We start from the raw sequence: 24,776 nt of genomic DNA, 5'->3' as shown, positions 1-24,776 counted from the left end.
GCGGCGCGCCCGGCCTCACCGCCGCGCGGCCAGGAGGAGGTGCGCGAGCAGGCCCGCGATGTTGTACGCGTCGTCGGTGCCCCGGTGGTGCGTGCCCGCGAGCGGCAGGCCCACGCGCTCCAGGGCCTCGGCCATGCCCACCTCGCGCGACAGCGCGTGCGTCACAGCGAACAGGCTCTTCACGTTGAGGTGGCTCGGCCCGAACGGGAAGGGCACGCAGGACGCCTGGCTCTGCCGCTCGAACATGCGCCGGTCGTAGTCGCCGTAGCTCGCCCAGAGGCGATCCTGCGCCTTGAGCTCGCCCCGCAGGAGCGCGCACGCCTCCCTGAACGAGACGCCCGCCTCGACGTCCGCCTGCGTCAGCGTCGTCAGCGCCGTACAGAACGGGCTCACGCGCGAGCGCTCGGGGCGCACCAGGATCGACCGCCGGTCGCGCCGCCGGCCCGACGCGACCTCGAGCGTGCACACGCCGATCTCGATGATCTCGTTCTCCTCGCCCCGCGGCGGGTCGCCGTCCCAGCAGGTCGATTCCACGTCGATCACGAGGATGAGATCAAGACGCTTCGCCATCTGTCATCGCCCCTACATGTAGTGATGAGTACGCTGGCATTGTAACGGCGATCGGGACGCAAATTCTTTCGGGATTTTCCCGACAAGTCAAAACCGCCTCGGGCGGTTCGCTTTGTCCGGGTAAAAACTGAGTAGATACGGGACATAAGCCGGCAGAGCACCTACAGTGGTTCGGTCGTTTCGGTGCCCAATCCCCTTGCTTGGAGGGCCTGGTCCATGGACACTCGTCAGGTAATTTCTGACGAGGTTCTCTACGTGGCTCCTGGTTCCCCGCTCCGTCGCTCCTCCGGTTCAGTCAGGGACAGGTCCGCTTTCGCTGAGGCGCTCCCCGAACCTGCCGCCGAGGATCCCGGTCCCGCCTCGGAGCGACAGCTGCCTCCTCGTTCCGGGATCGTCCGCCACGCGGGCCGCGACCGGGGGGTGGCGAAGGCGCACCCCGCGGCGCGCGGCGGGGCGGCGGCGGGCGGCGTGGCGGCGGGGCTTCCGGCAGCATGTGGGGCTGCGGCGGTCGACCCGCTCGTCGGCCGTACAGAGCACGGACTGCACATCGAGCGGCTCATCGCCGAGGGGGGTATGGGCGCGGTGTACGCGGCCCGCCGCGTCGCGACGGGGGAGCCGGTCGCGCTCAAGGTGCTCCGGCGCGTGCATGCGGGGGACGCGGGGATCGAGAGCCGGTTCGCCCGCGAGGTCCGGCTTGCCCGCCGCATCGACCACCCGAACGTCTGCCCTGTGCTCGGCGAGGGGCGCCTCGCGGACGGGCGCCCGTTCTTCCTGATGCCGCTCTTCGACGGCGTCACCCTGAGCGAGGAGGTGCGGCGCAACGGCCCCCTGCCGCTGGGCCGCGCGCTCGCCCTCGCGGACCAGATCCTCGCCGGCCTCGCGGCCATGCACGAGGCGAAGGTCGTCCACCGCGATCTCCAGCCGGGCAACATCCTGCTCGTCCCCGGGGCGCCGGGCGCCGGGGCAGGGGAGGGGGCGCCGACGATCAAGCTCATCGATCTCGGCTTCGCGCACGAGCCGGGCGTCGACACGGGCGACGGCATGACGCCCGACAGCCCCGGGTCGCTCGTGGGCACCCTGCGGTTCATGTCGCCGGAGCAGGCGATGCGCAGCCGCGCCATCACCGAGCGGAGCGACCTCTTCGCCGCCGCGCTGCTCATCTACTACGCCCTCTCGGGCAAGCTCCCCTTCCGCGGCCGGGGCGATCTCGACGTGCTCGTCGCGATCGTGCGCTCCGCGCCCGTGCCCCTCCGGCGGGAGCGCCGCGGTATCCCGCGCGTGCTCGACGAGGTGCTCTCCCGCGCGCTGTCCAAGCACCCCGACCATCGCTTCGCCGGCGCCTCGGCGATGCGCGACGCGCTCGCCGCCATTCAGGTGTAGCCCCGCGCGCGCGGCGCGTCCGCGGTCCCTTCCAGCGCCGGCCCGCTCCTTGCCACGACGGGGGCCGCGCCACGCAGCACCGCGAGCCGGGCTGTGCACGCGCTGCTCAAGGGCGGCGACGCGGCGCGGTGAGCTTCACGCGAGGGGAACCCCATGGACGCACTCGATCTCTTGGAGCAGCAGCATCTCGAAGTCAGCGACCTGATGGCGCGCATCGCCGCCGAGCCCAGCCCGGGCTTGCGGACATCGATGGTCGCGCAGCTCTCCCGGATGATCGACGCGCACGTGCGCATCGAGGAGACGTACCTCTACCCGGTGTGTGCCGAGCGGATGGCCGGCGACCGGAAGCCGCTCCACGACGCGTACGAGCAGCACGGCCTGGCGCGCTTCGCGGCGGACAACCTGCTGCGCACGCGCGTGACCGATGTGCGCTTCGAGGCGCGCCTCCGGCTCCTGCGGGATGTTTTCGCCCACCACGCCGACGAGGAGGAGGGCGTCATCTTCCCGAAGGCGAAGCGGGGCCTCACGGACGAGCAGCTCGACGTGATCGGCAGCGATCTCGAGCGCGCGTACGAGGTGCTGTTGCGCGTCGGGGTGCCCGCGGGCGTCCCGCTCGTGCGATCGCAGCGCGGCTGGCCGAGGCGCGGCACCCACACCCTGCGCGCCCTCCGGCCCATGTCGCGCCGCCGCGGCGAGGGGCCCCCGCGCCCGCGGGTGCTGAGCCGGTAGGACGGAACTAGACCGGTACGGGGCCGCCGAAGGCGCCGAGGAAGCGCGCCACCCAGACGGCGACCATCAGGACCGCCAGCGCGGCGCCGAGCCGCGTCACCCAGGCTCCCTGCACCGACTCGGTCGCGGCGATGCGGCCGTCCTTCACGTAGATCGCGGCGTTGTAGGCGATCGCGGCGAGCACGAGCGGCGCCATGAGCGGGGCGAGGGGGTGGAATCGCAGCGCCTCGGCCACGTGGCCGTGCGCGAGGGCGAGGGTCGCGCGCGTGAGCCCGCAGCCGGGGCAGGGGTGGCCGGTGACGATCGCGAACGGGCAGAGCGGGACGCCGCACGCGACCAGGAGCCCGAGCAGCGCCGCTATCGCGCCGAGGCGCGCCGCGCGGCCGCCCGGACGCGCCGCGCTCCATCGGGACGGAGCCGGTGGAGCGGGCGAAGGGGCGTCGGTCGGGCAGGACAGCGACAACGGCGGTGCAGGCTAGGCGGCGTTCGGGTCCCAGACCTCGTTGAGGTCCTTCGCGAGGGCGTAGAGCGGGAGGAAGATGTAGAGCACGATGCCCTCGGCCTGCGGGTTGCGCGAGCCGGCCATCTGCTTGGCTCGGGTCACCTGCTCCGGCACCTTCACCCAGAGGAAGTAGTAGTTGAGCAGCGGGATGAAGACGTACCAGGGCTTGAACTCGGGATCCTTCGTCGCCTGCTGCAGCTCGTTCAGCATCGCCCAGAGCTGCCAGATCGCGTAGACGAAGCAGACCATCCCGATCACGCACACCGTGACCGGGTTGCGCGTCTCGCCCCGGCCGCCGCCCGGGGCCAGCGACCCGCTGCCGCCGTACACGCCCAGGTTGCTGGCCGCCTGGCCGAACTGGCCGGGCGCCGACAGCTGACCGCCGGCTGGCGACCCGCCGTAGCCGCCCGGATCGCTCACGCCCTGCGGGCTGCCGTAACCGCCGCCACCCTGAGGGCTGCCGTAGCCGCCGCCCTGAGGGCTGCCGTAACCACCGCCGCCCTCCTGGGGGCTGCCGTAACCACCGCCGCCCTGAGGGCTGCCATAGCCGCCGCCCTCCTGGGGGCTGCCGTAGCCGCCGCCCTGGGGGCTGCCGTAGCCGCCGCTGCCCTGAGGGCTGCCGTAGCCGCCGCCGCCCTGAGGGCTGCCGTAGCCGCCGCCGCCCTGGGGGCTGCCGTAGCCGCCGCCGCCCTGCGGATCCTGGCCCGGAGGCGGACCGTACCCGCTGGCGCTGTGCTGCGGCGGCTGGCCGTAGCCGGGAGGCTGGCCGTAGCCGGGAGGCTGGCCGTAGCCGGGAGGCTGGCCGTAGCCGGGAGGTGCGCCGCCGAGCCCGCCCATCGGGTCCTGGCCCGGGGGCTGGCCGTAACCCGGAGGCTGGCCGTAGCCGGGAGGCTGGCCGTAGCCCGGAGGCTGGCCGTAACCGGGAGGCGCGCCGCCGAGCCCGCCCATCGGGTCCTGGCCCGGGGGCGAACCGAAGGGGCTGCCGCCCTGCGGGGGCTGACCGTAGCTGCCGCCGGGCGGCGGAAACGCGCCGGCCGGCGCGCCGCCGGGCGACTGCTGCCCGCCCGGCCCGCTGTACCCGGGCAGCTGGTCGATCGCCATCGTGCCGCCGAGCGGGTTCACGCCCTGGTTGGGCTGCTGGCCGAACGGCGCATACCCGCCCGACGGGCTCGCGGCCGCGCCGCCGAAGGACGGACCGGAGGGCTGCTGTCCCCCAGGGGGCGATCCATAGCCCATCCCGGGCGGAGGCGGCGCTGGGGGCGGCCCGGCAGAAGCGCCGAGCCCCGCCGGCGGGACGCCGACCACCGTGCCAGCCAGGCCCTGCGGCGGGCTCGGGATGCCGCCGGGCATGCCCGGCGGTGCGCCGGCCGGAGGCGCCGGAGGTAGAGGCGCCCCAGGAGCGCGCGGGGCCCCCGAAGACGGCTGACTCATCAGCATGGTGCCCTTGAACTTCGGTGCGGCCGCCCCCTTGAGGTTGAAGCCACACTTCGTGCACGTGGACGCCGTTTCCGAGTTTTGCGTCCCACAATTCGGACAGAACACGCACCACCTCCGGAGGGGGGTTCGCTGCTACGGATGTCCGCGCCCTGCGCGCGTCGTAATGGGCGCGAAGGGTAGTTGAAGCGCGTTCCGGTTCTCAAGTGAAAGACGAAGAACGCTGCGGACTTCTCCCGAGGCTACGCGTTCTCCGTCAGAAAACCCAGGGCGTTCTCTCGCCGCGAGCGAGCGCGCTCCCCGTACGCCGCACGCCGCACGCCGCAGCCGCACGCCGCGCGCTCCTCGCTCACCACCTGGAAGGCCGTGCCGCCGGGGGTCGCCGGCGCGCCGGCGACCCGCCGTGGTCGGGGCAGGCCGGCCGGCGCTCTGTCGGCTGCGGCTGCGGGGCACCTGTCACCCGTGCTGCTGCAGGCGCCACCTTTCTGGGCCGCGGGAGGGTTTGCGTGGTTCGCTGGAGGTTTCCCCCCGGCGCGCCTTGACAGTGACCACCGTCGCTCACTAGCGTGCCGGCGCCTCGGGACGGCTCCGTACGACGGACAACCGAATGCCCGGCCGCCGGTGCGCGGGGCTGTCCGCCTCCGGCAGGCGCCTCTACACCGGAGGCGCACGAGGTAGCGCCCGGCTCTGCCGGGCAGACCCTCGTTGGAAGGGACCCGCCTTGCGGGGTCCCGACTGCATGTCGAAGCGGGCACGCCTCAATCACGGCGCGCCCAGGGAGCCAGCGGACCGTGCCAACAGCGGACATGACCGACAAATTTGCTCTGAGCGCCGACCGGCAAACCGAGTTCGAGAAGATCCTCGCGCGTTACCCGAACCGCCAGGCCGCGTGCATCCCGGTGCTCCACCTCTGCCAGAGCCAGGAGGGGTGGGTCTCCGAACGGGTGCTCCGCTGGGTCGCCGAGCAGCTCGGCCTCCCGGCGGCGCACGTCCAGGGGGTCGCGACCTTCTACACGCTCTTCAACAAGGAGCCCGTCGGCAAGCACCAGGTCTGGGTCTGCCGGACGCTGAGCTGCGCGCTGAGCGGCGCGGACGCGGTGCTCCACCACTGCGAGAAGCGGCTCGGGATCCACGCGGGCGAGACCACGAAGGACGGGAAGATCACGCTGCGCACCGCAGAGTGCCTCGCCTCGTGCGGCACCGCCCCGATGATGCAGGTCGATCGCGACTACCACGAGGGCCTCACGCTCGAGAAGGTGGACGTGATCCTCGATCGGTTGACGAGGTGACGAGATGCTCCGGCTGACGCGCTATCTGACGAAGAACTACGACACGCCCGACGGCCACAAGCTCTCGGTGTACGAGAAGGGCGGCGGCTATCAGCAGGCGAAGCGCGCCCTCGGGATGCCGCGCGAGGCGCTCGTCGAGGAGATGAAGGCGGCCAACATCCGCGGCCGCGGCGGCGCGGGCTTCGCGATGGGCGTGAAGTGGAGCTTCATGCCGTGGCCCCCGAAGCCCGAGAAGCCGCACTACCTCGTCATCAACGCGGACGAGGGCGAGCCCGGCACCTTCAAGGACCGCACGCTGATGGAGAAGAACCCGCACTCCGTCGTCGAGGGGTGCATCATCGGGTGCTTCGGCATCGGCGCCCACGCCGCGTACATCTACGTGCGCGACGAGCTGCACCTCTCGAAGGCGCGGCTCTGGGCCGCGATCGAGGAGGCGCGCGCGAAGGGCTACCTCGGCAAGCGCCCGTTCGGGATCGACTACCCCGTCGAGGTCTACGTCCACACGGGCGCCGGCGCGTACATCTGCGGCGAGGAGACGTCGCTCCTCAACTCGCTCGAGGGCAAGCGCGGCGAGCCGCGGCTCAAGCCGCCGTTCCCCGCCCAGTTCGGCGCGTTCGGGATGCCGACGACCGTGAACAACCTGGAGACGATCGCCGCGGTGCCCACGGCGCTCGAGCTCGGGGGCGACAACTTCTCGAAGCTCTCGGCGCTGCACCACCTGAAGGACGGCGGCTGCCGGCTCTTCGGCGTGAGCGGCCACGTGAACAACCCCGGGATCTTCGAGGCGTGCGTCGGCGTCACGCTCCGCGAGCTCATCTACGACTTCGGCGGCGGCGTGAAGCACGGCAACCTGCTCGCGGTCATCCCGGGCGGCTCGTCGTGCCCCATCCTGCGCGCCGACGAGATCGTCAACGCCCCGAACGAGAAGTCGCCGCTCCACCCGTGGCACGGCCAGAGCGTGCTCGACGTGCCGCTCGGCGTGGACACGTTCCGCGCGCTCGGGACGATGCTCGGGACCTGCTGCGCCATCGTCCTCAGCGACAAGGCGTGCCCGGTCCTCGCGATGCACAACCTGATGCGCTTCTACCGCCACGAGTCGTGCGGCCAGTGCACGCCGTGCCGCGAGGGCAGCGCGTGGATCCACCGGATCCTCGATCGCATCGTGCACGGCGAGGGGACGATCGAGGAGCTCGATCGGCTGCACGAGATCGCCGACAACATCATGGGCAACACCATCTGCGCCTTCGGCGAGGGCACGGCGATGCCCGCGCTCGGCTTCCTGCGCAAATTCCGCAAGGAATTCGAGGCGTACATACAGACCAAGGGCCGGTCGTCGACAGGGGTGCTCTCGCCGTGAAAATCTTCGAATTCGCCTTCTTCGGGCTGGCGTCGCTGCTCGTCCTCCTCGGCGGCGTGGCCACGGTCGCGGCCCGGAACCCGATCCGCGGCGCGATGGGCCTGCTCACGTCGATCGTCGGCATCGCGGGGCTCTACCTGATGCTCTCCGCGGAGTTCCTCGCGGCGATCCAGATCCTCGTGTACGCGGGCGCGGTCGTCATCCTCTTCCTCTTCGTGATCATGCTCCTCGGCCCGTCGGCGACGTCGCCGCGCGACGCCCGCACCGCGGTGCCGCGCTACTTGGGCGCCGGCGTCTTCGCGGCCAGCAGCATCGGCGCGCTCGCCCTCGTCGCGAGCGCCGCGAAGCCCGGGGCCCGGGTCCTCGCGGAGGCCCCCGAGTCGCTCGGGACCATCGAGGCGCTCGGGCACGAGCTCTTCACGAAGGGGATCGTGCCGTTCGAGCTCTCGGGCGCGCTGCTCCTCGTCGCCGTGGTCGGCGCCGTCGCCGTCGCCCGCGGCAAGCAGGTCGACCCCACGCTGCTGCCGGCCGGGGCCGCGTCGCCGGACGCGCGCGATCAGGTCCCCGTGCGCGACGCGGCGGCGCCGGACCCGCAGCCGGGCGCCCTCACGGGCCACTTCACCCTGTCGACGAAGGAGCCGAAATCATGATCTCCGTCCCCATCGAGTACCACCTCGTTGTCGCGGCGGTGCTGTTCGTGATCGGGTCGGTGGGCTTCCTGCTGCGCAGGAACCTGCTGGTCCTCCTGATGAGCATCGAGCTGATGCTCAACGCCGTGAACCTCACGCTCGTCGCGTACAACCGGGTGCACCTGCAGGATCACACCGGGCAGATCTTCACTTTCTTCGTCATCGCCATCGCCGCGGCGGAAGCCGCAGTCGGTCTCGCGATCGTGCTCGCGTTCTACCGCATCCGGAAGACGATGCGCTCGGACGACGCCGATCTCCTGAGGAGTTAGCGTGGAAGCCCTGAGAGTCTTATTCCCCGCGTCCGAGTTCGCGTTGCTCGCGGTCGTGCTCGGCCTGCCGGCGCTCGGCGCGTTCGTGAACGGCCTCTTCGGCAAGCGGCTCGGCAAGGACGCGGTCCGGCTGATGGCGCTCGCCGCGCTCGGCGGCGCCTTCCTGGCCGCCGTCATGACGTTCCTGATGCTGCCGCACGAGGGCGGCAAGCTCACCTGGACGGCCTGGCGCTGGTTCTCGATCACCGGCCGGATGGGCCAGTCGATCCCGATCGACGTCGCCTTCAGCGTCGACGGCCTGAGCGGGACGATGATCCTCGTCGTCACCGGCGTCGGCTTCCTCATCCACCTGTACTCGTCCGCGTACATGCGCGAGGACCCCGGGTACCACCGGTTCTTCGCGTATCTGAACCTGTTCTGCTTCTCGATGCTCGTGCTGATCCTGGCCGACAACCTCGCCGTCCTCTTCGTGGGGTGGGAGGGCGTCGGCATGTGCAGCTACCTGCTCATCGGCTTCTGGTTCCAGGACGACAAGAACGCGAGCGCGGGCAAGAAGGCGTTCGTCGTGAACCGCATCGGCGACTTCGGCCTCCTCGTCGCGATGGCGATGCTCGTCTACTACACGGGCACGCTGAACTTCGACGGCATCGCGGCGAACGCGGGCAACCTGCTCTCCGCGGTGAAGGTCTGGCCGATCGGCAACATGTCGGCCGAGACGGTGCCCGGCTTCCTGAGCTTCCTCATCCCGTCGCAGCCCGTGCTCATGTACGCGGCGACGCTGGTCGGGCTCGCGCTGTTCCTCGGCTGCGCCGGCAAGAGCGCGCAGATCCCGCTGTACATCTGGCTGCCCGACGCCATGGCCGGCCCGACCCCGGTCTCCGCCCTGATCCACGCCGCGACGATGGTGACCGCGGGCGTCTACCTCGTGGCCCGGCTCGCGGCGGTGTTCGTGCTGTCGCCGTTCGCGATGGCGGTGATCGCGGTGACCGGCGTGCTCACGGCGCTGTTCGCGGCCTCGATCGGGCTCTTCCAGAACGACCTGAAGAAGGTCCTCGCCTACTCCACGGTGAGCCAGCTCGGGTTCATGTTCATCGGCGTGGGCGTCGGCGCGTTCGCGGCTGGCTTCTTCCACGTCCTCACGCACGCCTTCTTCAAGGCCTGCCTCTTCCTCGGCGCCGGCTCGGTGATCCACGCGATGCACGCCCGCATCCACGACACCGACAAGTCCCAGGACATGCGGAACATGGGTGGCCTCAAGAAGTACATGCCCCTGACCCGCTGGACGTTCCTCCTCGCGTGCTTCTCGATCGCGGGCTTCCCCGGGTTCGCCGGGTTCTGGTCGAAGGACGAGATCCTGTGGCGCGCCTTCTCCAGCCGGATCGCCTCGGTGGCGACGCGCGGGCAGCCGGTGTGGCAGTGGCCCGAGTGGCTCGGCCCGACGATCTTCTTCGCCGGCATCGTGGCCGCGACGATGACCGCCTTCTACATGTTCCGCGCCTACTTCATGACGTTCCACGGCGAGTTCCGCGGCTGGAAGATCGTGCGCGGGTGGAAGGATCCGCACCCGCACGGCCATCACGACGACCACCACGCGCACGCGGCCGACGAGAAGCTCGATGGCCCGGAGCCGCACGAGTCGCCGCTGTCGATGACGATCCCGCTGATCGTGCTCGCGGCGCTGTCGGTCTTCGCCGGCTTCCTCATGGCGGAGCCGCTCGTGCACCTCACCCACGTCCACGCGTTCGCGCCGCTCGCGCACCTGCTCGAGCCGGTCTTCTGGATGACGTCGCGGGCGGTGGTGGAGCGCGAGGCGGCGAAGGGGCTGCTCTTCCCGATGATGCTGCCCGGCGTCGCGGCGTGCTTCATCGGCATCGTCGCGGCCACGTACGTGTACTGGAACCGCCGCGGCGAGCACGAGCGGCGCTTCGCCCAGACCTTCCCGGGGCTCTACCGGCTCATCTACGACAAGTGGCGGATCGACGAGCTCTACAACGCGACGGTCGTGGGCATGGTCGACGCCCTGGCGGACATCTTCACGATGGCCGACAAGTGGATCATCGACGGCGTCATCGCCAAGCTCTCCGCCGCGCTGGTCGGGTTCTTCGGCACGGTGCTGCGCGCGCTCCAGACGGGCCGCGTGCAGGTCTACGCCGCGTCGATGGTCGTCGGGCTCGCCGGCGTCGGCTGGTTCATGGTCAGCCCGCACGCGGACGCGAACGTCGACGACGCGGAGCTGCGCCGGTCGGGCGAGGTGAAGCTCTCGGCCGCGCCGGGGCTCGGCTACCAGTACCGCTGGGAGGGGCCCGGCGTGCCGTCGCGCGATTTCTCCAAGGCCACCGACGTCACGGTGAAGCTCGAGCCGGGCGAGAAGAAGGACGTCGTGCTCCGCGTGCGCAACGCCTTCAACCGCGAGGCGACCGAGACGTTCTCGTTCTCGCGGCCGCCGGGCCGCAAGAGCCCGACGGGCCCGACCACGCTGCGGGTCCCGGACGTGCCCACGCTGCCCCCGGGGACGACCCCGGCGGAGCAGATCCATGACCTGATCAAGCCGAGAGGCCTGCAATGAGCGCGCTCGACCTCGTAACCCATCACTGGCCGGCGCTCGCAGCCGGCGTCGTCGGAGCGCTGCTCCCGCGGGGCGCGGACGCCGCCCGCGCGGACGGCGATCACGATCACGACCACGACCACGGGCACGGCGACGACCACCACGCGGGCGACGACCACCACCACGGCGACGGGCACGGCGAGGCCCAGGCCAGCGCCGGGTACACCCCGTGGCAGCGGTTCGGCCTCGGGCTGATCGCGGCGCTCACCGTGCTCGGCGTGCAGTGGCTCTGGCCGTCCGACGCGCCGGCGGCCGCGGCGGAGGCGTCCGGGGAGTGGTCGTCGCTCCTCAACGTGCTCATCGGCCTGCCGTTCGTCGGGGCCGCCGCGGTGCTGTTCATGCCGCGGCAGATGCTCTCGCTGCTCCGGGGCTTCACGCTGGCCGTGCTCGGCGCGGGCTTCCTCGCGTCGCTCTGGCTGCTCAGCGTGCCGATGACGGAGGGCTGGCACTTCCAGTCGATCAAGGAGTGGATCCCGTCGCTCGGCATCCGGTGGCACGTCGCGATCGACGGCATCAGCCTCTGGCTCGTCCTGCTCACGACGTTCATCGCGCCCATCGCGGCGTACGCGTCGTTCGGGTCGATCAAGAGCCGGATCAAGGAGCTCTGCTTCTGCCTCCTGCTCCTGCAGGGCGCGATGCTCGGCGCCTTCGTCGCGCTCGACCTGTTCCTGTTCTTCGTCTTCTGGGAGCTGATGCTGGTGCCGATGTTCGTGATGATCGGCATCTGGGGCGGCGTCGAGAAGATCAAGGCCGCGATCAAGCTGTTCGTCTACACGATGGCGGGCTCGATGCTGATGCTCGCGGGCATCGTGTACCTCGTGTGGGCGAACCAGAAGCTCACGGGCGCGTACACCTTCGACTACCTCGCGCTCTCGCGCGTGGTGCTGCCGCGCAGCACCCAGATGCTCTGCTTCTGGGCGTTCTCGATCGCGTTCTTCATCAAGGTGCCGATGTGGCCGGTGCACACGTGGCTTCCGGACGCCCACGTGCAGGCGCCGACCGGCGGCTCGGTCATCCTGGCCGCGGTGATGCTGAAGATCGGGACGTACGCGTACCTGCGCTTCTCGATGGGCCTCTTCCCCGGCCCGGCCTCCAGCCTCGCGGCCAACCTGGCCGGCATCGCGATCCTCGGCGGCGTGATCTACGGCGCGCTCGTCGCCTGGAAGCAGTCCGACGTGAAGCGGCTCGTGGCGTACTCGTCGGTCGCCCACCTGGGCTACGTGATGCTCGGGCTCTTCGGCGTCACGCCGAGCGGGATCCAGGGCGCGGTGCTCCAGATGGTGAACCACGGCGTCTCCACCGGCGCGCTCTTCCTCCTCGTCGGCGTGATCTACGACCGCCGCCACACCCGCCAGGTCTCCGAGTTCGGCGGCCTCGCCAAGGTGATGCCGGTCTACGCGGCGCTCTTCCTGATCGTGACGTTCGCCTCCGTGGGCGTGCCCGGCACGAACGGGTTCATCGGCGAGTTCATGATCATCACCGCGACCTACGTCTCCGAGCGCCTCGGGGTCTTCAGCGGGATCCACACCGTGGGCGCCGCGGCGGGCGTCATCCTCGCCGCCGTCTACATGCTGAGCGTCGTGCAGAAGATGTTCTTCGGGCCGCTCACGAACCCGAAGAACAGGCACCTGCCCGACCTCACGCCCCGCGAGGGCCTCGCGCTCGCGCCGCTGATCCTGATGATCTTCGTGATCGGCTTGTTCCCTGGGATCTTCCTCGATCGGATGAAGGAGTCGGTCCTGTCTACTTACAACCAGTTCAAGGTCGTCTCCGGGCAGGCGATCCTCTTTGCGGACGAACAGAACGCGAAGCTCCTGCCCGAGGACACGTTCTCCCCGGCCTTCATGAAGGGGGCGCCCGTGCTGCGCTCCGGTGAGGGCGCGGAGGGGGCGGGTGACGGCGGAGAGGCGCGGCTCGAGCCGGCGGCGGGCGGCAAGGTCGCGGCGCGCGCGGGGGAGGCGGCGCGATGAACCTCGGACCGTTCATCGCGGTGTCGCCGCTGCTGGTGGTCGCGCTCGGCGGCGTGCTGCTGATGCTCACGGAGGCGTTCTCGCACCGCCGCGAGGAGTCGCACGACCGCCACTCCGGGCCCTCGTCCGACCTCGCGCTCGGGACCGCGATCACGCTCCTCGCCGGGGCGGTGTTCTCGGGCGCGGTCGGGTTCGTCGGCCCCGAGACGCTGGACGGGGCCGAGGCGCTCGCGCCCTACCTGATCATCGACCGCTTCACGCTGTTCTTCTCCTTCGTGCTCTGCCTGGGCGGCGCGCTGGCGGCGCTGCTCGCCGGCGGGTACCTCCCGGAGCACCGGCTCGATCGCGGGGAGTTCTACCCGCTGCTGACCTTCTCGACGGTCGGCGCGATCATCCTTGCCGCCGCGGGGGATCTGCTGACGCTCTTCCTCGGCCTGGAGACGATGTCGCTCGGGGCGTACGCGCTGACCGGGTTCCGCCGGACCTCGCCGCGGAGCACCGAGGCGGCGATCAAGTACTTCCTGCTCGGCTCGTTCGCGGCGGCGCTGCTGCTCTACGGCGGCGCGCTGATCTACGGGGCGACGGGGCACACCGACCTCGCCGGGATTGGCGAGGCCATCGCGGGCGCGACGGGGGACAAGGCGCCGAACCCGGCGCTGCTGCTCATCGGGGCGGCGCTGATGCTTGTGGGGCTCGCGTTCAAGGTGAGCGCGGTGCCGTTCCACATGTGGACGCCCGACGCCTACGAGGGCGCGCCGACGCCGGCGACCACGTTCATGGCGGTCGCGGTGAAGGGCGCGGCGTTCGCGACGCTGCTGCGCGTGCTGCTCGGCGCGTTCGGCGGCCCGGCGCTCTCGTCGTGGGCGGCGGGCTGGCCGCCGGCCGTGGCGGTGATGGCGCTGCTCACGATGACGGTCGCGAACCTCATCGCGGGGCGGCAGGAGTCGGTGAAGCGGATGCTCGCCTACTCGAGCATCGCGCACGCCGGCTACCTGCTCGTCGGCGTGGCGGCGACGGTGCGCGCGAGCGAGGACGCGCAGGCGAGCGTGATGTTCTACCTGCTCGTCTACACGGTCTCGACGGTCGGCGCCTTCGGCACGCTCATCCTCTGCGGCAGCCGCGGCGCCGAGGCGGTGAGCTACGAGGATCTCTCCGGCATCGGCAAGCGGCACCCGGTGGCGGCGCTCGCGTTCTCGCTGTTCCTCCTGTCGCTGGCCGGCGTCCCCCCGACCGCCGGCTTCTTCGGCAAGTTCTACATCGTCAAGGCGGCGATGGGCGCCGAGCTGTACACGCTGTCCGTGGCGCTGCTCCTCAACAGCGTGCTCTCGGCCTACTACTACCTGCGGGTGCTCGTGTTCATGTACATGCGCGAGCCGGCCCCGGGCGCGCCGATCGCCCGGCCCATGCGCTCGGGCTACGTCAACGCGGCGCTGATCGTCTCCGCGGTGCTCGTGATGGTCCTCGGCATCTGGCCGACGACCTCCCTCGGGATCGCGGTTCGCGCGGTCCTCGCTTCGCACTGATCCACACGGCCATCATCGCTGATTCCGCGGGGGGGGCCTCGCCGAGCTGACCGGCCTCGGGGCCCCTGCTCGTCGGGCGGCGCACGGAAGCGCGACGGCCGCGAAGGCGGATGCGCCGCGCGCCGCCAACTTATTTGGCAACGATGGCACCGGCGCTAGCGGCGATCGCGTCCTTCTGCAGCGAATACGCGGTGCTGCGCGGGGCGCGCGAGTTGCTAAAGTCGGCGCCGATGCGGAACGGTGAGAAGATGCAGAGGACGGCGGGGAACTGGCGGATGCGGGCGGCAAGCGTCGCGCTGCTCGGGGCGCTCGGGTGTCAGGGGGGGAACACGGGCGGAGGCTCGCCCGCGGGGAGCGCGGCGCCGGCAGGGAGCGCGGCGCCGGCAGGGAGCGCGGCGCCGGGGGGGGCGGCGAGCGCCAGCGCAGCGGGGAGCGCGCAGGCGGCGCCGGCTGCGGTGTCCACGATCTCGTTGACCTCGGAAACAGTGCTGAAGGTGATGAACCCGCGGGGGCGAGCGCCGTACAGCGGGCCCACGGGGACGCTGCGAGGACGGGTGACCATCAAGGGAGACCCGCCGCCGGATACGGGGCTCAGCTTCCCGACCCGCAAGTGCGGTGAGGCAGCGGCCACCTACGGGAGGCTGTTCCGCGTGGGGCCGCAGAACGCCGTCGCCGACGCGCTCGTCACCGTCGTCAACTACAGCGGTCACGTGCCCGAGCGCGAGGAGGCAGAGAAGGTGACCATCCACGGCTGCGCGTTCTCGACCCGGACCGTGGCCATGACCTTCGGACAGCGGCTCGAGGTCGCGAACCTCGACCCGCTGGAACCCTACATGCCCAACCTCGAGGGCGTCCCCTTCATGGCCGTCCTCGTCGCCATGCCGCAAGGCGAAGCCGTGCCGTTCCACCCCCCGCAGCCGGGCTACTACCAGCTCGTGGACAAGATGCCGAAGCCGTTCCTCAAGGCCGAGGTCTTCGTGCTCAAGTTCGCGACCCACGACGTGACCGGCCTCGACGGCAAGTTCGAGATCAAGAACATCCCCGTCGGCAAGGTGCTCACCGCCGCGCTCCTGCCAGCCATCGAGCAGGACGTGAAGAAGGAGATCGAGATCAAGGAGGGCGAAAACACGCTCGATTTCGAGCTCAACTTCGATCTCGAGAAGCACAACGAGAAGAAGAGCGCGAAGCCGTCGCAGTGAGCTCAGGGCGCGGCCGGCGCGCCCCCTGCGAGCTCGCGGTGAACGCGCTGCTCGATCGCGTGCGACAGCGGATCGCGGGCGCCGGGCGCGGGGGGCGGCAGCGGGCCGAGCCAGACGAGCGCGGCGTCACGGCCGACGCGGCGGAAGAGCAGCTCGGCAAAGAGGAGCCGGGCGAGCCGCGAGGGGGGCACCGCGGCGCCGCCGCCCGCAGGCGCGTGGAGCGCGTCGCAGGCGCGGGTCAGCGCCTCGAGATCGCCGCCCAGATCGGCCGCCACCGCGAGCGCGACGAGCGCCGAGGCGCTCGCCGGGTCGGCCGCCGAGACGAGCTCGGCCTGCTCGCGGGCCTCGGCGACGCGGCCCAGGGCGGCCGCGCGCACCGCGATCTCGGCGGGCGGCAGATCCGCGTCGCGCGCCAGCCGGCGGGCGCGGCGCAGCTGCCCCAGGACCAGCGCCTCGTCGAGCTCGGCCAGCGGCCCCCGGGGAGGCAGCGGCCGCCCGGTAGCGGCAGCCCTCCGCGACGCGAGCTCGCGCAGGCGCCGCGCGGCCTCGTCTGCCACTGCGCGATCGCCGGCCGCCAGGGCGACCGCGCGCAGCTCGCGCCACGCGTCCGCCGACCCGGGGCGACGCACGAGGAGCGCCCGCAACGACAGGCGCGCGTCCTCGGTCCGGCCGAGCCGCCGCAGGATCTCGGCCCGGAGCAGGATGCCGTCGTCGCGATCCGGATCGAGCAGGATCGCCCGGTCGACGCGCCCGAGCGCCGCTAGAAGCCGCCCCGCCGCGAGATCGCAGCGCGCCTGCTCGCGGTGGGCCGGCTCGTAGTCGGGATCGATCGCGCGGGCGCGCTCGAACGCGTCGTCCGCCGCCTCCGGGCGGCCGAGGCGGCAGCGCACCGACCCGACCCGGGTCCAGATGTCCGCGCTCTCGGGATCGCTGTCCTCCGCCAGCTCGTACGCCTGCAGGGCCATCGCGAGATCGCCGCGCGCTTCGGCCTCGGCGCCGATGGCGTACAGCGCGTAGGCGTGCGGCCCGATCTGGCGGCCCTCGATGATCTGGCCGTCCACCGAGCGCGCGACCCGGGGCGCGGCGCAGCCGGCGCCGAGCGAGAGCGCCGCGAGCGCCGCGAGCGGCGCGGCGGAGCGCGGCAGGGCTACGCGCACGCGGCGATCTCGGCGAGGAGGCGATCGTTTTCCTCGCGGAGGCCGACGGTGATGCGCAGCCGGTGCGCGAGGCGCCCGCCCGCCGCGTGGAAGCTGCGCACGAGGACGCCGCGCGCCGCGAGCGCCTCGAACACCTCCCCGGCGGGGCGGCGCGTGCCGACCCAGAGGAAGTTCGCGTGGCTCGGCGCGACCGAGAGGCCGAGCTCGGCCAGGGCGCGCGCGAGGCGCTCCCGCTCGTCGATCACGGTCGCGGCGGCGCGGCGGAGCTCGCCGCCGAGCTCCCGCAGGGCGTAGGTGGCGGCGCGTTGCGACGGGACGGGCAGGTTGTAGGGCTGGCGGACCTTGTCGAGCTCGGCCACGAGCGCCCGGTCGCCGAGGAGCCAGCCGACCCGCAGCGACGCGAGGCCGATCTTCGAGAGCGTCCTCAGCACGGCGACGTTCGGGTGCTTGCGCCAGAGGGCGAGCTGGTCGCGCGGGGCGAAGTCGATGTACGCCTCGTCGATAATCACGAGGGCGTCCCTCGCCGCGGCGATGACCGTCTCGAGCCGGTCCTCCGACATGAGCGCGCCCGTCGGGTTGTTCGGCGAGGCGATGAAGACGACGTTCGGGCGCGCGAACTCGACGGCGCGCACGAGGCCCGCCGCGTCGAGATCCCAGCCGGCGTCGAGCGGGACCTCGACGGCGCGCATGCCCCGCGCGCGCGCGCTCAGCTTGTACATGACGAAGGTGGGGCTGATCGTCACGATGCTCGCCGCGTGCGCGTCGGGCCGCGGGCGGCTGAGCGCCGTGAGGACGATCGAGATCACCTCGTCGGAGCCGACGCCGGCGAGGACCTCGTCGGGCTCGGCGCCGCAGCGGGCGGCGATGGCCTCGCGGAGCTCGAGCAGGCGCGCGTCGGGGTAGCGGCCCCAGTCCTCGGGCGCCGCGGCCCGCGCGAGGGCGGCCCGCGCCTCGACCGAGAGCAGCGGCGGGCTCTCGTTGGCGTCGAGGCGCACGGGGAAGTGACCCGCGACCGGGGTGTAGGCGTGGAGCTCGGCGAGCTCCGGACGGAGCAGCGCAGAGAGGAAGTCGGGCAGCGGCATGTCTCGGTCCACGGTCGTCGCGGGCGCGGGGGAGGGGAGCTGGGGAGGGGAGCTGAGGAGGGGAGCTGGAGAGCGGTATACTACCCGCGCCGGACCGGGAACATCTCGACGTGCGACACCAGGTGATCTCATGCCCACGATCCGCCGTGCGACCGTGCTCGTGCCGTCGCTGTCGTCCCCCATCGTTCCAGACCTGAACCTGATCTTCTCGCCGGACTTCCCGCTGGAGGAGCGAGACGGGAAGGCGTTCGCCGTGCGGCGCGCCGCCGAGGTGCCCTGGTCGGTCGCGCGCGTCGACACGGCAGCAGAAGCGCTCCGGGACGTGGCGGAGGAGGTCGCGCGCAGGTTCGGCCCCCTCCCTGACGGCGCCCTGCCGGAGAGCGCGCCCGGAGACGCCCTCGGCGCGTACGCGTTCTCGTTCGTGCGCCCGTCGTTCGTATCGCCCTTCGCCAGCCAGCGTGAGGGCGTCTTCTTCGGCGAGCGCGTCGTGCCGGTCTTCGGGCTCTGGAAGGACGTCGACGACGCGACGTGGTCGCGGGCCGCGGCGCAGCTCCTGGTGCATCGCCACCGCGACCTCGATGACTTCGTGATCGAGCTCGACGCCAAGGACGATGAGCGGGTCGTTGTCGCGCGATGCCAGCGCCCCGAGACGCTCGGGGCCGCCGTCGCGGAGGTCGTCGCGGCTGTGCGGAGGTCGCGGAGCTGGCGCGGGAGATGGTTCGGCGCGAAGCCCTTCGACCGGAGCTGCGCGCTGCGGATCCCCTCGCTCGATCTGTGCGCGATCCGCGCCCATGAGGAGCTCATCGGCAAGCCGCTCGCAGGCGGGGATGACGGTCCCCGGATCGGGGACGCACGCCACGCGGTCCACTTCCGCCTGGGCTGGGACGCGCTCCCGCCGATCGGGCCCGGGCCGATCACCCTCGGGCGCGGCGATATGTACGAGCGCCCCTTCGTCTGCGACGGCCCGTTCCTCGTCGTCGTCCTGGGCGCGCCGCCGCAGGACGAGGTGCGGCTCGCCGCCTGGATCGCGGCGCCGGAGGGCGCGACCGTCGGCGCGCCCTGAGCGGCAGGCCGCCCGTCACTGCCCGAACGTGTACCAGCGCGGTTTGACGTCCGAGATCAGGTGGCCACCGCCGTTGACGTGCAGGTTGCCTGGGGCGCTGCCGGATCCGAGGCCGGTGGGCATCCCGCTGACCAGCCCCGAGGCGCCCACGTTGCCCAGCTGCCCGGCGGAGGCCACCCCTGGAATGCCCTTCGCGGTCGCGCCGGACGTGGTCGCCCCGGTCCGGTCCGCCACGGCCTGCGCGACGCTCCGGCCGAAGGTGCTCGGCTTCGTCCCGCCGTTGCACGTGACGACGTCCACGCGCGTGCCGGGCATGCTCCCGTTGAAGCCGGCGGCGTTCAGCTTGTCCGCGAGCTGCGCCCCCGAGATCTTCTTCCCCGCCCACTCGACGCTGCCAGGCCAGCCGTGCGTGTCGACGACGACATCGGTCTCACCCTTGAGGCTCCCTGGCACGACCTGGTTCGGCTTGAGGATCGTCGCGCCCGGGTACTTCGCCGCGTACTGCGAATAGTACGCGTTGTGGAGCTTGGGATCGTTCGAGGCCGTGATGATCGTGAGCAGCCCGAGCGGGTCGATGAAGAGCGTCGGGTTCGGGACGAAGCCGATCTCCTGCAGCGAGCCCGACACGCCGATCGGATCCGGCGTGATGAACACGCGCAGGTCGGGCGCGTAGTAGCGGTACCGGTTGTAGTGGAGCCCGGTGAGCTCGTCGGCGCGCTGCCCGGCGAAGCGGAGCGCGCCCGGCTCGCCGCGCCTGTGCGCGACCTCGCCCCAGGTGGTCAGATCGATCTCTGTGACCTGGCCGGCCGCGTCGAGGTAGAGCCACGGCGTCCCTGCGGCGTCGGTCGCCACGAGGCGGAAGCTCGCTCCGCCCTGCGACTCGAGCAGCGGCATGTGACCCGGCGTGTCGAAGACCCGGCGCGTGATCTGCCCGCTCGCCGTGCGCTCCTCGACGATGCTGTCGCCGTCCCAGCCGAACCAGGTGCTCCCCTGGCCGACGATCTCGGCCACGCGGCGGCCGAGCGCGTCGTAGATGTACTGGACCTTCAGCCCGTCGCCGCGCACGGCCTCGGTCAGCCGATCGTTGTCGTCGAACGTGTACCGCCACGTGCGCTGCGGATCGGGCGCGTCCCGGCCCGCCAGCCGGCCGAGGCGGTCCCAGTACAGGGTCCGATCGCCCAGCGCGAGCGGCCGCCCGCCGGCGCCGACCGACCCTTCGCCCCGCGGCATCGCCGTGCCGTGCGGCGAGAAGGAGAACGACTCCGTCACGCCGAGCCCGCGCGCCTCCACGGGCCGCCCGTGCGCGTCGAGCTCGTAGCGGCGCTCGCCGCGCTCGGTGTCGATCACGGCGGCCAGCGCCCCGGTCGGGTGCCAGCGGTACGCGCGGGCCCGGACGACCTCCCCCGGCGCGCCCTCCACCCGGACCTCCTCGGGAAAACCCTCGGCGTTGCGCCGGGTCAAGATGGCCCCGATCCCGCCCTCGCGCCGGCGGGCGCGCTCGCCGTCCTGCGCGTCGCGCTCGAAGACGAAGCGCTCGGCGGCGTCCGGCTGGCCCACGCCCATCGCCGTGACCCGCCCGTGGGCGTCGTGCTCCAGCGTCACGCGCCAGCCGGACGAGTACCTGCGCCCCACGAGCTTGCCGCCCTCGTCATAGTCGTAGCTCGTGACGAACTTGAAGCCGCCGCAGGTCTGGGTGTCGCGAAGGATCGCGCCGCGATCGTCGTACGCGAGCTCGGTCGTGCAGGCGCCGTTCGTCGCGCCCACGACGCGCCCGAGGGCGTCGTACTCGAAGCGCTCGATGAGGCCGGAGGAGTGCTCCCGCGCGACGACGTGGCCCGCGCCGTCGCGCGCGAGCCGCACGAGCGACTCGTCGGGCCGGAGGATCGACGCGAGCCGGTCCGCGCCGTCGTACTCGTAGCGGTACTGGAGGCCCGTGAACGTCGTCTCGCGGGCGAGGTTGCCGGACGCGTCGTAGACGAACGTGCGCCGCTCGCCCGCGGCGTTCTGCATCCAGCGCAGCCGGAGGAGCGCGTCGTAGCCCATGAGCCAGCGCGAGCCGTCCGGCAGCGTCTGCTCGACGAGCGCACTGGCCACGTAGCGGTAATGCGCGCGACCGCCGCCGGGGTACGACGTCGCCGTGCACAGCCTGAGCCCGTCGAAGGCGTGCTCGGTGCGCTGCCCGCTCGGCCCGACGACGCCGACGACGTTCCCCGACGAGTCGTACTCGAGCGTCGTCGCCGCGCCGCCGGGCGACTCGATGCGCACCGGCATGCCCAGCAGATCGTACACGTAGGCCCAGACGCGCTCTCCCTGGGCGTAGCGGATCAGGTTGCCGTGCGCGTCGTACTCGAGCGTGTCCGTGAGGCCGCTCGGGTACGTGATCTTCGTGTTCTTGCCGCGCCCGTTGTACTCGGCGGTCGTCTTGCCGCGCGCGTCCTCGAGCTCGACGACCCGCCCATGGCTGCGCCGCGCGGTGGATCGGGTCCCGTCGGGGGCGAGGGTGGTGACCCCCTGTCGCTCCGCGTCGATCAGGTACCGGACCGTGCCGCTGCCGTCGCTGAGGGACGAAAGCCGGCCGGAGGCGTCGTAATGGCGCCGCTGCGTGACGCCGGCGCCGTCGGTGACGGCGATGAGCCGTCCGACCGCGTCGTACCTGAAGAGCATCGCGTATCCGCGCGGGTCGACGTAGCGCTCGACGAGCCCCAGCGCGTTGCCCTCGTAACGGTGCACGTGGCCGAGCGCGTCCGTCACGGCGGCCTGGTGAGGCCCGGGCCCGTACGCGATGCGCGTGTGGAAGATGCCGCGCGCGCCGCCGCCGGCACGCCCGTCGGGATCGCCGAGCGCGGCGAGGAGGTCCGCGCCCGGGATCTCGCCCCAGGTCTCGACGCAGCGCCGCTCGCCGCCCACGTCCTGGTACACGAAATGGAAGACGACCCCATCGGGGCGCGCCTCCGAGAGCAGGTAATGCTCCTCGTCGTAGCTGAACCGGGTCTCGGCGCCGCCCGCGTCGATCACCCGGACGAGGTCGCCCCGGCCATCGAGCTCGTAGGTCACGAGGCGCCGCCGGTGCTCCTGGCCGCCTTCGTCCGTGACGGCGACGGTCCAGATCCGCAGGTTCCCCTCGCGGGAGAGCGCCGCGCGGCGGCCGACCGAGTCCGTGATGGCCACGATCTCGTCCTGCTCCCAGTCGATGTGGGCCGCGTTGCCGAAGCGATCGCGCAGCTCGACGAGCGCGTACGCCCTTGGATCCGCGGTGGGCCGGAGGACCCGCACGAGGTCGTCGTCCAGGTCGACGACGATCGCCTCGCCGTCGCGGAGCACCTTCCGGCCGTGGGGGAGCAGCAGCGCCTCGTCGGCCCCGGGCAGCGGCATCTCGGTGCGGCGCTGCTGGTCGTCGATGAGGGCGAGGCGATCGCCGCTGCGCTCGGCGCGCCAGGCGAGGCTGTGCGACCAGCCCCAGCCGAGGCCGCAGCGGTGGCGCACGGCCGAGGTGCTGTAGGTGCGGACCCACTGCACCCAGAGGAACCCGGGGAGCGAGAAGTCGACGGCCGGGATCGTGAACAGCGTCCCGGTCACGACGTCGATCGGGTGGCCCGCGGCCGCCTGGCCCTCGGCGCCCGGCGGCGCCGGCGGGCTCGGCGGCCCGGCGCCCTGGCCGCTCCCGCCGCCGCCGCCGCCGGCGTTGCTCCCGCCCTGCGGCCCGCCGCCGCCCGGTCCTCCGGCGCCGCCGCCGCCTCCCCCGCCGCCGCCTCCTCCTCCCGCGGCGTTGCTCGCGTTCGCGCCGGCGCCGAAGGTGATGCTCTTGTTCATCTGGCCCATGCTGCCGGTGATGCCGGCCATGCCGAGCTCGATCAGGACGTTGGGCGCGCCGAGCCAGGGGAAGCAGGGCCCGCCGGTGTTGAGGCTGACGACCTCCTTGAGCGTGCCTGGCTCGTTGCCGTGGCACGCCTTCATGCAGCCGCCGACCGTGAGGATCTTCGCGCCCTCGATCTTCGTGCGCATGCACGGGTCGATGATCCCCTCGGCGACGGTGCCCATGGTCGGGTAGGGGATGGGCAATGGGCTGGGCGCGGCCGGGGTCAGGCACACGCTGACGGCCATGCCGGTCATCTGGTGTCCGGATTTCTCCGTGATGGTGTCCAGGTGGAGGGCAGTGACCTTACCCATGGCCCTGGCATGCTCTCACGGGCGGGGAGGCGGCCACAACCGCGCGCTCGTCCCTGCAGTCCACCGTCGTCGCGAGCGTGGGGGAGGGGATCGAGGGAGTAGCCTGCCCGGGGCTGGCCAGGTACGCCCCAAAGCGCGCATCACCCGGGTCGGCGTGAGATGGCAGCATTGCGACCGTGGACGCCGGCGGGCGTCGGGGACGCGGTGGCGGCGTCCCAGGGCGCGTCGGGGACGCGGCGGAGGTAACCCGGGGCGCGCAGATGCGGCGCAGGGGCGTGTCTACTCGCAGCGCGAGACCGGAGAATTCAACGCCAAGGCGCCAGGGCGCCAAGACGCAAAAAGGCAAGAGACCTGTGGGTATTGTTGCAATCCATTGACCACGCGATGGATACCGTGCTTCGCCTTCGCTTCGCCGAAGTTGATGACGATCGCGAGCTTGAGATCGGAGAGCCGAAGATAGGTGAGCGCCCGAGCCTTGGATGCTCTGTTATAGGCGGCCGTCGCCTTGCACTCTCGCTCATTCCATCTCCGTCATTTTGTGCCTTTGCGCCTTTGCGCCTTTGCGCCTTTGCGTTAAAAATCCGAGATTCGTCGACGACGGGCGACGTCAGCTGAAGGCACGAGGAGCGACCCGACGTTGGCCGGCCGCGCTGTGCCGTCCACCGCGGCTGCCCGCGCGCAGCGCCGGAACCCGCCCCGAATCGCCGGGCGATCACACCGGCCGACCCGCGCGCCGTCAGCGCGCGACCAGGCGCATCGCGGGGCGGTTGTGCTGGGTGTGCTCGGCCTCGAGCTCCTCCAGCTCGAACGCCCTGTCCATGTCCAGGTCGAGCTCCTCGAGCTCGCGCTGCGTGCTCTCGCCGCTGTCGAAGCCGTCGAGCTCGCGCATGAACCGGTCGATCTCCGCGCAGGTCGCCGGCGAGTCCACGGGCGTCATCGATTGCTCGTGCATCAGCTGGATGAGCTCCAGGATCGTCGCGAGCTTCTGCGACACCACATCGAGCCCCTCGCGGGTCCGGCTCCAGCACTCGGCCCGCCGGTAGGCGATCGCGAGCCGCCGCTCGGACAGCCCGCGCGCGCGCCCCGCCGACGTGCTCCGGAGCGCCTCGAGCGACCGGATCGTCTCCATGAGCTCGCTGTGGTTCGTCATCGCGAGCGACTCCTGGCCGGCCTTGTGCGCGATCGCGAGGCGGATGTAGCTCATGAGCAGGCGGCTCAGGCCGAAGCCGTCGTCGAGCAACAGCGGGACGGAGCCGCCGCGGCGACGGATGTTCTCGCGGGTGCGATCGATCAGCCGGTCGAGCCGCGCGAGCTCCTGCTGGTGCCGGATGTCCATCTGCCGGATCAGCGACTCGCGCGCCCGCGACCACGCCGCCCGATCGGCCTCGTCGAGCTGCGCATCGATGCTGCGGCGGAAGTAGCCGCGCCAGGGGATGATGCACAGGATCACGAGCTCCGCCCCGAGGCCGAACAGCAAGAGGAGCGGGCTCCAGCCGATGAAGCTCAGGAGGAGCACGCTCCCCACGACGAGCAGGTTGTACGGGTGCACCATCACCCGCCCCAGGTAGGTGCGCGCGGTGCGCCTCCGCAGCGGTGCGACCTGGACGCCGAACGCGGCCAGGGTCGCCCGCGACTCGGCCATGCTGGCGCCAAGCACATCCTCCAATCGGCAAAGCTCTCGATCGCACGTCGTCATGGAGCCCCCCTCCTCACCACCTGGTCCTCTGGTCCTCGTGCCACCTCGCCCCGTTCACCACCCCCCGCGACCGACACAGCCGGTCAGGCGCTCGG

General features: G+C 71.9%; 18 protein-coding genes and 2 pseudogenes. 11 read left to right on the top strand and 9 right to left on the bottom strand.

Annotated features, from left to right (window positions below; all coding sequences use genetic code 11):
• Positions 1–15 precede the first annotated feature (15 nt).
• Positions 16–570: an exonuclease domain-containing protein gene (locus WMF36_RS22605; protein WP_437581701.1), complete on the bottom strand. Its 555-nt coding sequence runs from the start codon at positions 568–570 to the stop codon at positions 16–18.
• A gap of 420 nt (positions 571–990) precedes the next feature.
• Between WMF36_RS22605 and WMF36_RS22600 the strand changes: the two genes are divergently transcribed.
• A complete protein-coding gene (locus WMF36_RS22600; protein ID WP_437581700.1) occupies positions 991–1,950 on the top strand; it encodes a serine/threonine-protein kinase in 960 nt (319 codons plus the stop codon).
• A 153-nt stretch (positions 1,951–2,103) separates the two neighbouring features.
• A complete protein-coding gene (locus WMF36_RS22595; RefSeq protein ID WP_437581699.1) occupies positions 2,104–2,679 on the top strand; it encodes a hemerythrin domain-containing protein in 576 nt (191 codons plus the stop codon).
• 7 nt (positions 2,680–2,686) lie between these two features.
• Here the strand turns inward: WMF36_RS22595 and WMF36_RS22590 are convergent, their stop codons facing one another.
• The 3 genes and pseudogenes from WMF36_RS22590 to WMF36_RS22580 all read right to left on the bottom strand — a co-directional run.
• Positions 2,687–3,142, bottom strand: a complete 456-nt coding sequence (locus tag WMF36_RS22590) for a DUF2752 domain-containing protein (protein ID WP_437581698.1) — start codon at positions 3,140–3,142, stop codon at positions 2,687–2,689.
• Between the two features lie 12 nt (positions 3,143–3,154).
• Positions 3,155–4,612 carry a hypothetical protein gene (locus tag WMF36_RS22585; RefSeq protein WP_437582072.1) on the bottom strand — a complete coding sequence of 486 codons (1,458 nt, stop codon included), beginning with the start codon at positions 4,610–4,612 and terminating at the stop codon, positions 3,155–3,157.
• A gap of 45 nt (positions 4,613–4,657) precedes the next feature.
• Positions 4,658–4,723 (bottom strand): annotated as a pseudogene (locus tag WMF36_RS22580) (zinc-ribbon domain-containing protein); the annotation flags it as partial.
• A gap of 698 nt (positions 4,724–5,421) precedes the next feature.
• On the opposite strand from WMF36_RS22580, the gene nuoE reads away from it, so the two are divergent.
• The 8 genes from nuoE (at position 5,422) to WMF36_RS22540 (ending at position 15,516) form a co-directional block, all read left to right on the top strand.
• A complete protein-coding gene (nuoE, locus tag WMF36_RS22575) occupies positions 5,422–5,904 on the top strand; it encodes an NADH-quinone oxidoreductase subunit NuoE (RefSeq protein ID WP_437581697.1) in 483 nt (160 codons plus the stop codon).
• A 4-nt stretch (positions 5,905–5,908) separates the two neighbouring features.
• Entirely contained in the window at positions 5,909–7,261 is a 1,353-nt protein-coding gene (nuoF, locus tag WMF36_RS22570) for an NADH-quinone oxidoreductase subunit NuoF (RefSeq protein ID WP_437581696.1), read from the top strand.
• Entirely contained in the window at positions 7,258–7,911 is a 654-nt protein-coding gene (locus WMF36_RS22565) for an NADH-quinone oxidoreductase subunit J family protein (protein ID WP_437494356.1), read from the top strand. The genes nuoF and WMF36_RS22565 overlap by 4 nt, the downstream gene beginning before the upstream one ends.
• Positions 7,908–8,219, top strand: a complete 312-nt coding sequence (gene nuoK, locus WMF36_RS22560) for an NADH-quinone oxidoreductase subunit NuoK (protein ID WP_437581695.1) — start codon at positions 7,908–7,910, stop codon at positions 8,217–8,219. The genes WMF36_RS22565 and nuoK overlap by 4 nt, the downstream gene beginning before the upstream one ends.
• Position 8,220: 1 nt before the next feature.
• Positions 8,221–10,785: an NADH-quinone oxidoreductase subunit L gene (gene nuoL / locus WMF36_RS22555; protein WP_437581694.1), complete on the top strand. Its 2,565-nt coding sequence runs from the start codon at positions 8,221–8,223 to the stop codon at positions 10,783–10,785.
• On the top strand, positions 10,782–12,794 hold the full coding sequence (locus WMF36_RS22550) for a complex I subunit 4 family protein (RefSeq protein WP_437581693.1): 2,013 nt from the start codon (positions 10,782–10,784) through the stop codon (positions 12,792–12,794). The genes nuoL and WMF36_RS22550 overlap by 4 nt, the downstream gene beginning before the upstream one ends.
• Positions 12,791–14,317 carry an NADH-quinone oxidoreductase subunit N gene (locus tag WMF36_RS22545; RefSeq protein ID WP_437581692.1) on the top strand — a complete coding sequence of 509 codons (1,527 nt, stop codon included), beginning with the start codon at positions 12,791–12,793 and terminating at the stop codon, positions 14,315–14,317. The genes WMF36_RS22550 and WMF36_RS22545 overlap by 4 nt, the downstream gene beginning before the upstream one ends.
• A 143-nt stretch (positions 14,318–14,460) precedes the next feature.
• Positions 14,461–15,516, top strand: a complete 1,056-nt coding sequence (locus WMF36_RS22540) for a hypothetical protein (protein WP_437581691.1) — start codon at positions 14,461–14,463, stop codon at positions 15,514–15,516.
• 2 nt (positions 15,517–15,518) lie between these two features.
• Here the strand turns inward: WMF36_RS22540 and WMF36_RS22535 are convergent, their stop codons facing one another.
• Complete coding sequence (locus WMF36_RS22535) at positions 15,519–16,673, bottom strand: tetratricopeptide repeat protein (RefSeq protein WP_437581690.1); 1,155 nt, start codon at positions 16,671–16,673, stop codon at positions 15,519–15,521.
• Positions 16,664–17,755, bottom strand: a complete 1,092-nt coding sequence (gene hisC / locus WMF36_RS22530) for a histidinol-phosphate transaminase (protein ID WP_437581689.1) — start codon at positions 17,753–17,755, stop codon at positions 16,664–16,666. Before hisC ends, WMF36_RS22535 begins: the two co-directional genes overlap by 10 nt.
• Before the next feature lie 130 nt (positions 17,756–17,885).
• Here hisC and WMF36_RS22525 point away from each other — a divergent pair, with 130 nt between their 5' ends.
• A complete protein-coding gene (locus WMF36_RS22525; RefSeq protein ID WP_437581688.1) occupies positions 17,886–18,818 on the top strand; it encodes a hypothetical protein in 933 nt (310 codons plus the stop codon).
• Positions 18,819–18,833: 15 nt separating this feature from the next.
• On the opposite strand, the gene WMF36_RS22520 is transcribed toward WMF36_RS22525, so the two are convergent.
• From WMF36_RS22520 to WMF36_RS22510, 3 genes and pseudogenes are all read right to left on the bottom strand, one after another.
• Positions 18,834–22,985, bottom strand: a complete 4,152-nt coding sequence (locus tag WMF36_RS22520) for a PAAR-like domain-containing protein (RefSeq protein ID WP_437581687.1) — start codon at positions 22,983–22,985, stop codon at positions 18,834–18,836.
• A gap of 279 nt (positions 22,986–23,264) precedes the next feature.
• Positions 23,265–23,486: pseudogene (locus WMF36_RS22515) on the bottom strand (GxxExxY protein); the annotation flags it as partial.
• A gap of 235 nt (positions 23,487–23,721) precedes the next feature.
• Positions 23,722–24,642, bottom strand: a complete 921-nt coding sequence (locus WMF36_RS22510) for a hypothetical protein (protein ID WP_437581946.1) — start codon at positions 24,640–24,642, stop codon at positions 23,722–23,724.
• Positions 24,643–24,776: the final 134 nt, after the last annotated feature.

The organism is Sorangium sp. So ce887 (assembly GCF_051521455.1).
GTDB lineage: Bacteria > Myxococcota_A > Polyangia > Polyangiales > Polyangiaceae > Sorangium.
The sequence above is the reverse complement of the archived record's forward strand: the minus strand, read 5'-3'. Positions and strand labels throughout refer to the sequence as shown.

Excerpts from the sequence above, each read along its gene's own strand:
- WMF36_RS22520 (WP_437581687.1), bottom strand. The coding sequence starts at position 22,985 with ATGGGTAAGGTCACTGCCCTCCACCTGGACACCATCACGGAGAAATCC.
- WMF36_RS22525 (WP_437581688.1), top strand. The coding sequence starts at position 17,886 with ATGCCCACGATCCGCCGTGCGACCGTGCTCGTGCCGTCGCTGTCGTCC.
- WMF36_RS22540 (WP_437581691.1), top strand. The coding sequence starts at position 14,461 with ATGGCACCGGCGCTAGCGGCGATCGCGTCCTTCTGCAGCGAATACGCG.
- WMF36_RS22595 (WP_437581699.1), top strand. The coding sequence starts at position 2,104 with ATGGACGCACTCGATCTCTTGGAGCAGCAGCATCTCGAAGTCAGCGAC.
- nuoK (WP_437581695.1), top strand. The coding sequence starts at position 7,908 with ATGATCTCCGTCCCCATCGAGTACCACCTCGTTGTCGCGGCGGTGCTG.
- nuoF (WP_437581696.1), top strand. The coding sequence starts at position 5,909 with ATGCTCCGGCTGACGCGCTATCTGACGAAGAACTACGACACGCCCGAC.
- hisC (WP_437581689.1), bottom strand. The coding sequence starts at position 17,755 with ATGCCGCTGCCCGACTTCCTCTCTGCGCTGCTCCGTCCGGAGCTCGCC.
- WMF36_RS22605 (WP_437581701.1), bottom strand. The coding sequence starts at position 570 with ATGGCGAAGCGTCTTGATCTCATCCTCGTGATCGACGTGGAATCGACC.
- WMF36_RS22585 (WP_437582072.1), bottom strand. The coding sequence starts at position 4,612 with ATGAGTCAGCCGTCTTCGGGGGCCCCGCGCGCTCCTGGGGCGCCTCTA.
- WMF36_RS22545 (WP_437581692.1), top strand. The coding sequence starts at position 12,791 with ATGAACCTCGGACCGTTCATCGCGGTGTCGCCGCTGCTGGTGGTCGCG.
- WMF36_RS22550 (WP_437581693.1), top strand. The coding sequence starts at position 10,782 with ATGAGCGCGCTCGACCTCGTAACCCATCACTGGCCGGCGCTCGCAGCC.
- nuoE (WP_437581697.1), top strand. The coding sequence starts at position 5,422 with ATGACCGACAAATTTGCTCTGAGCGCCGACCGGCAAACCGAGTTCGAG.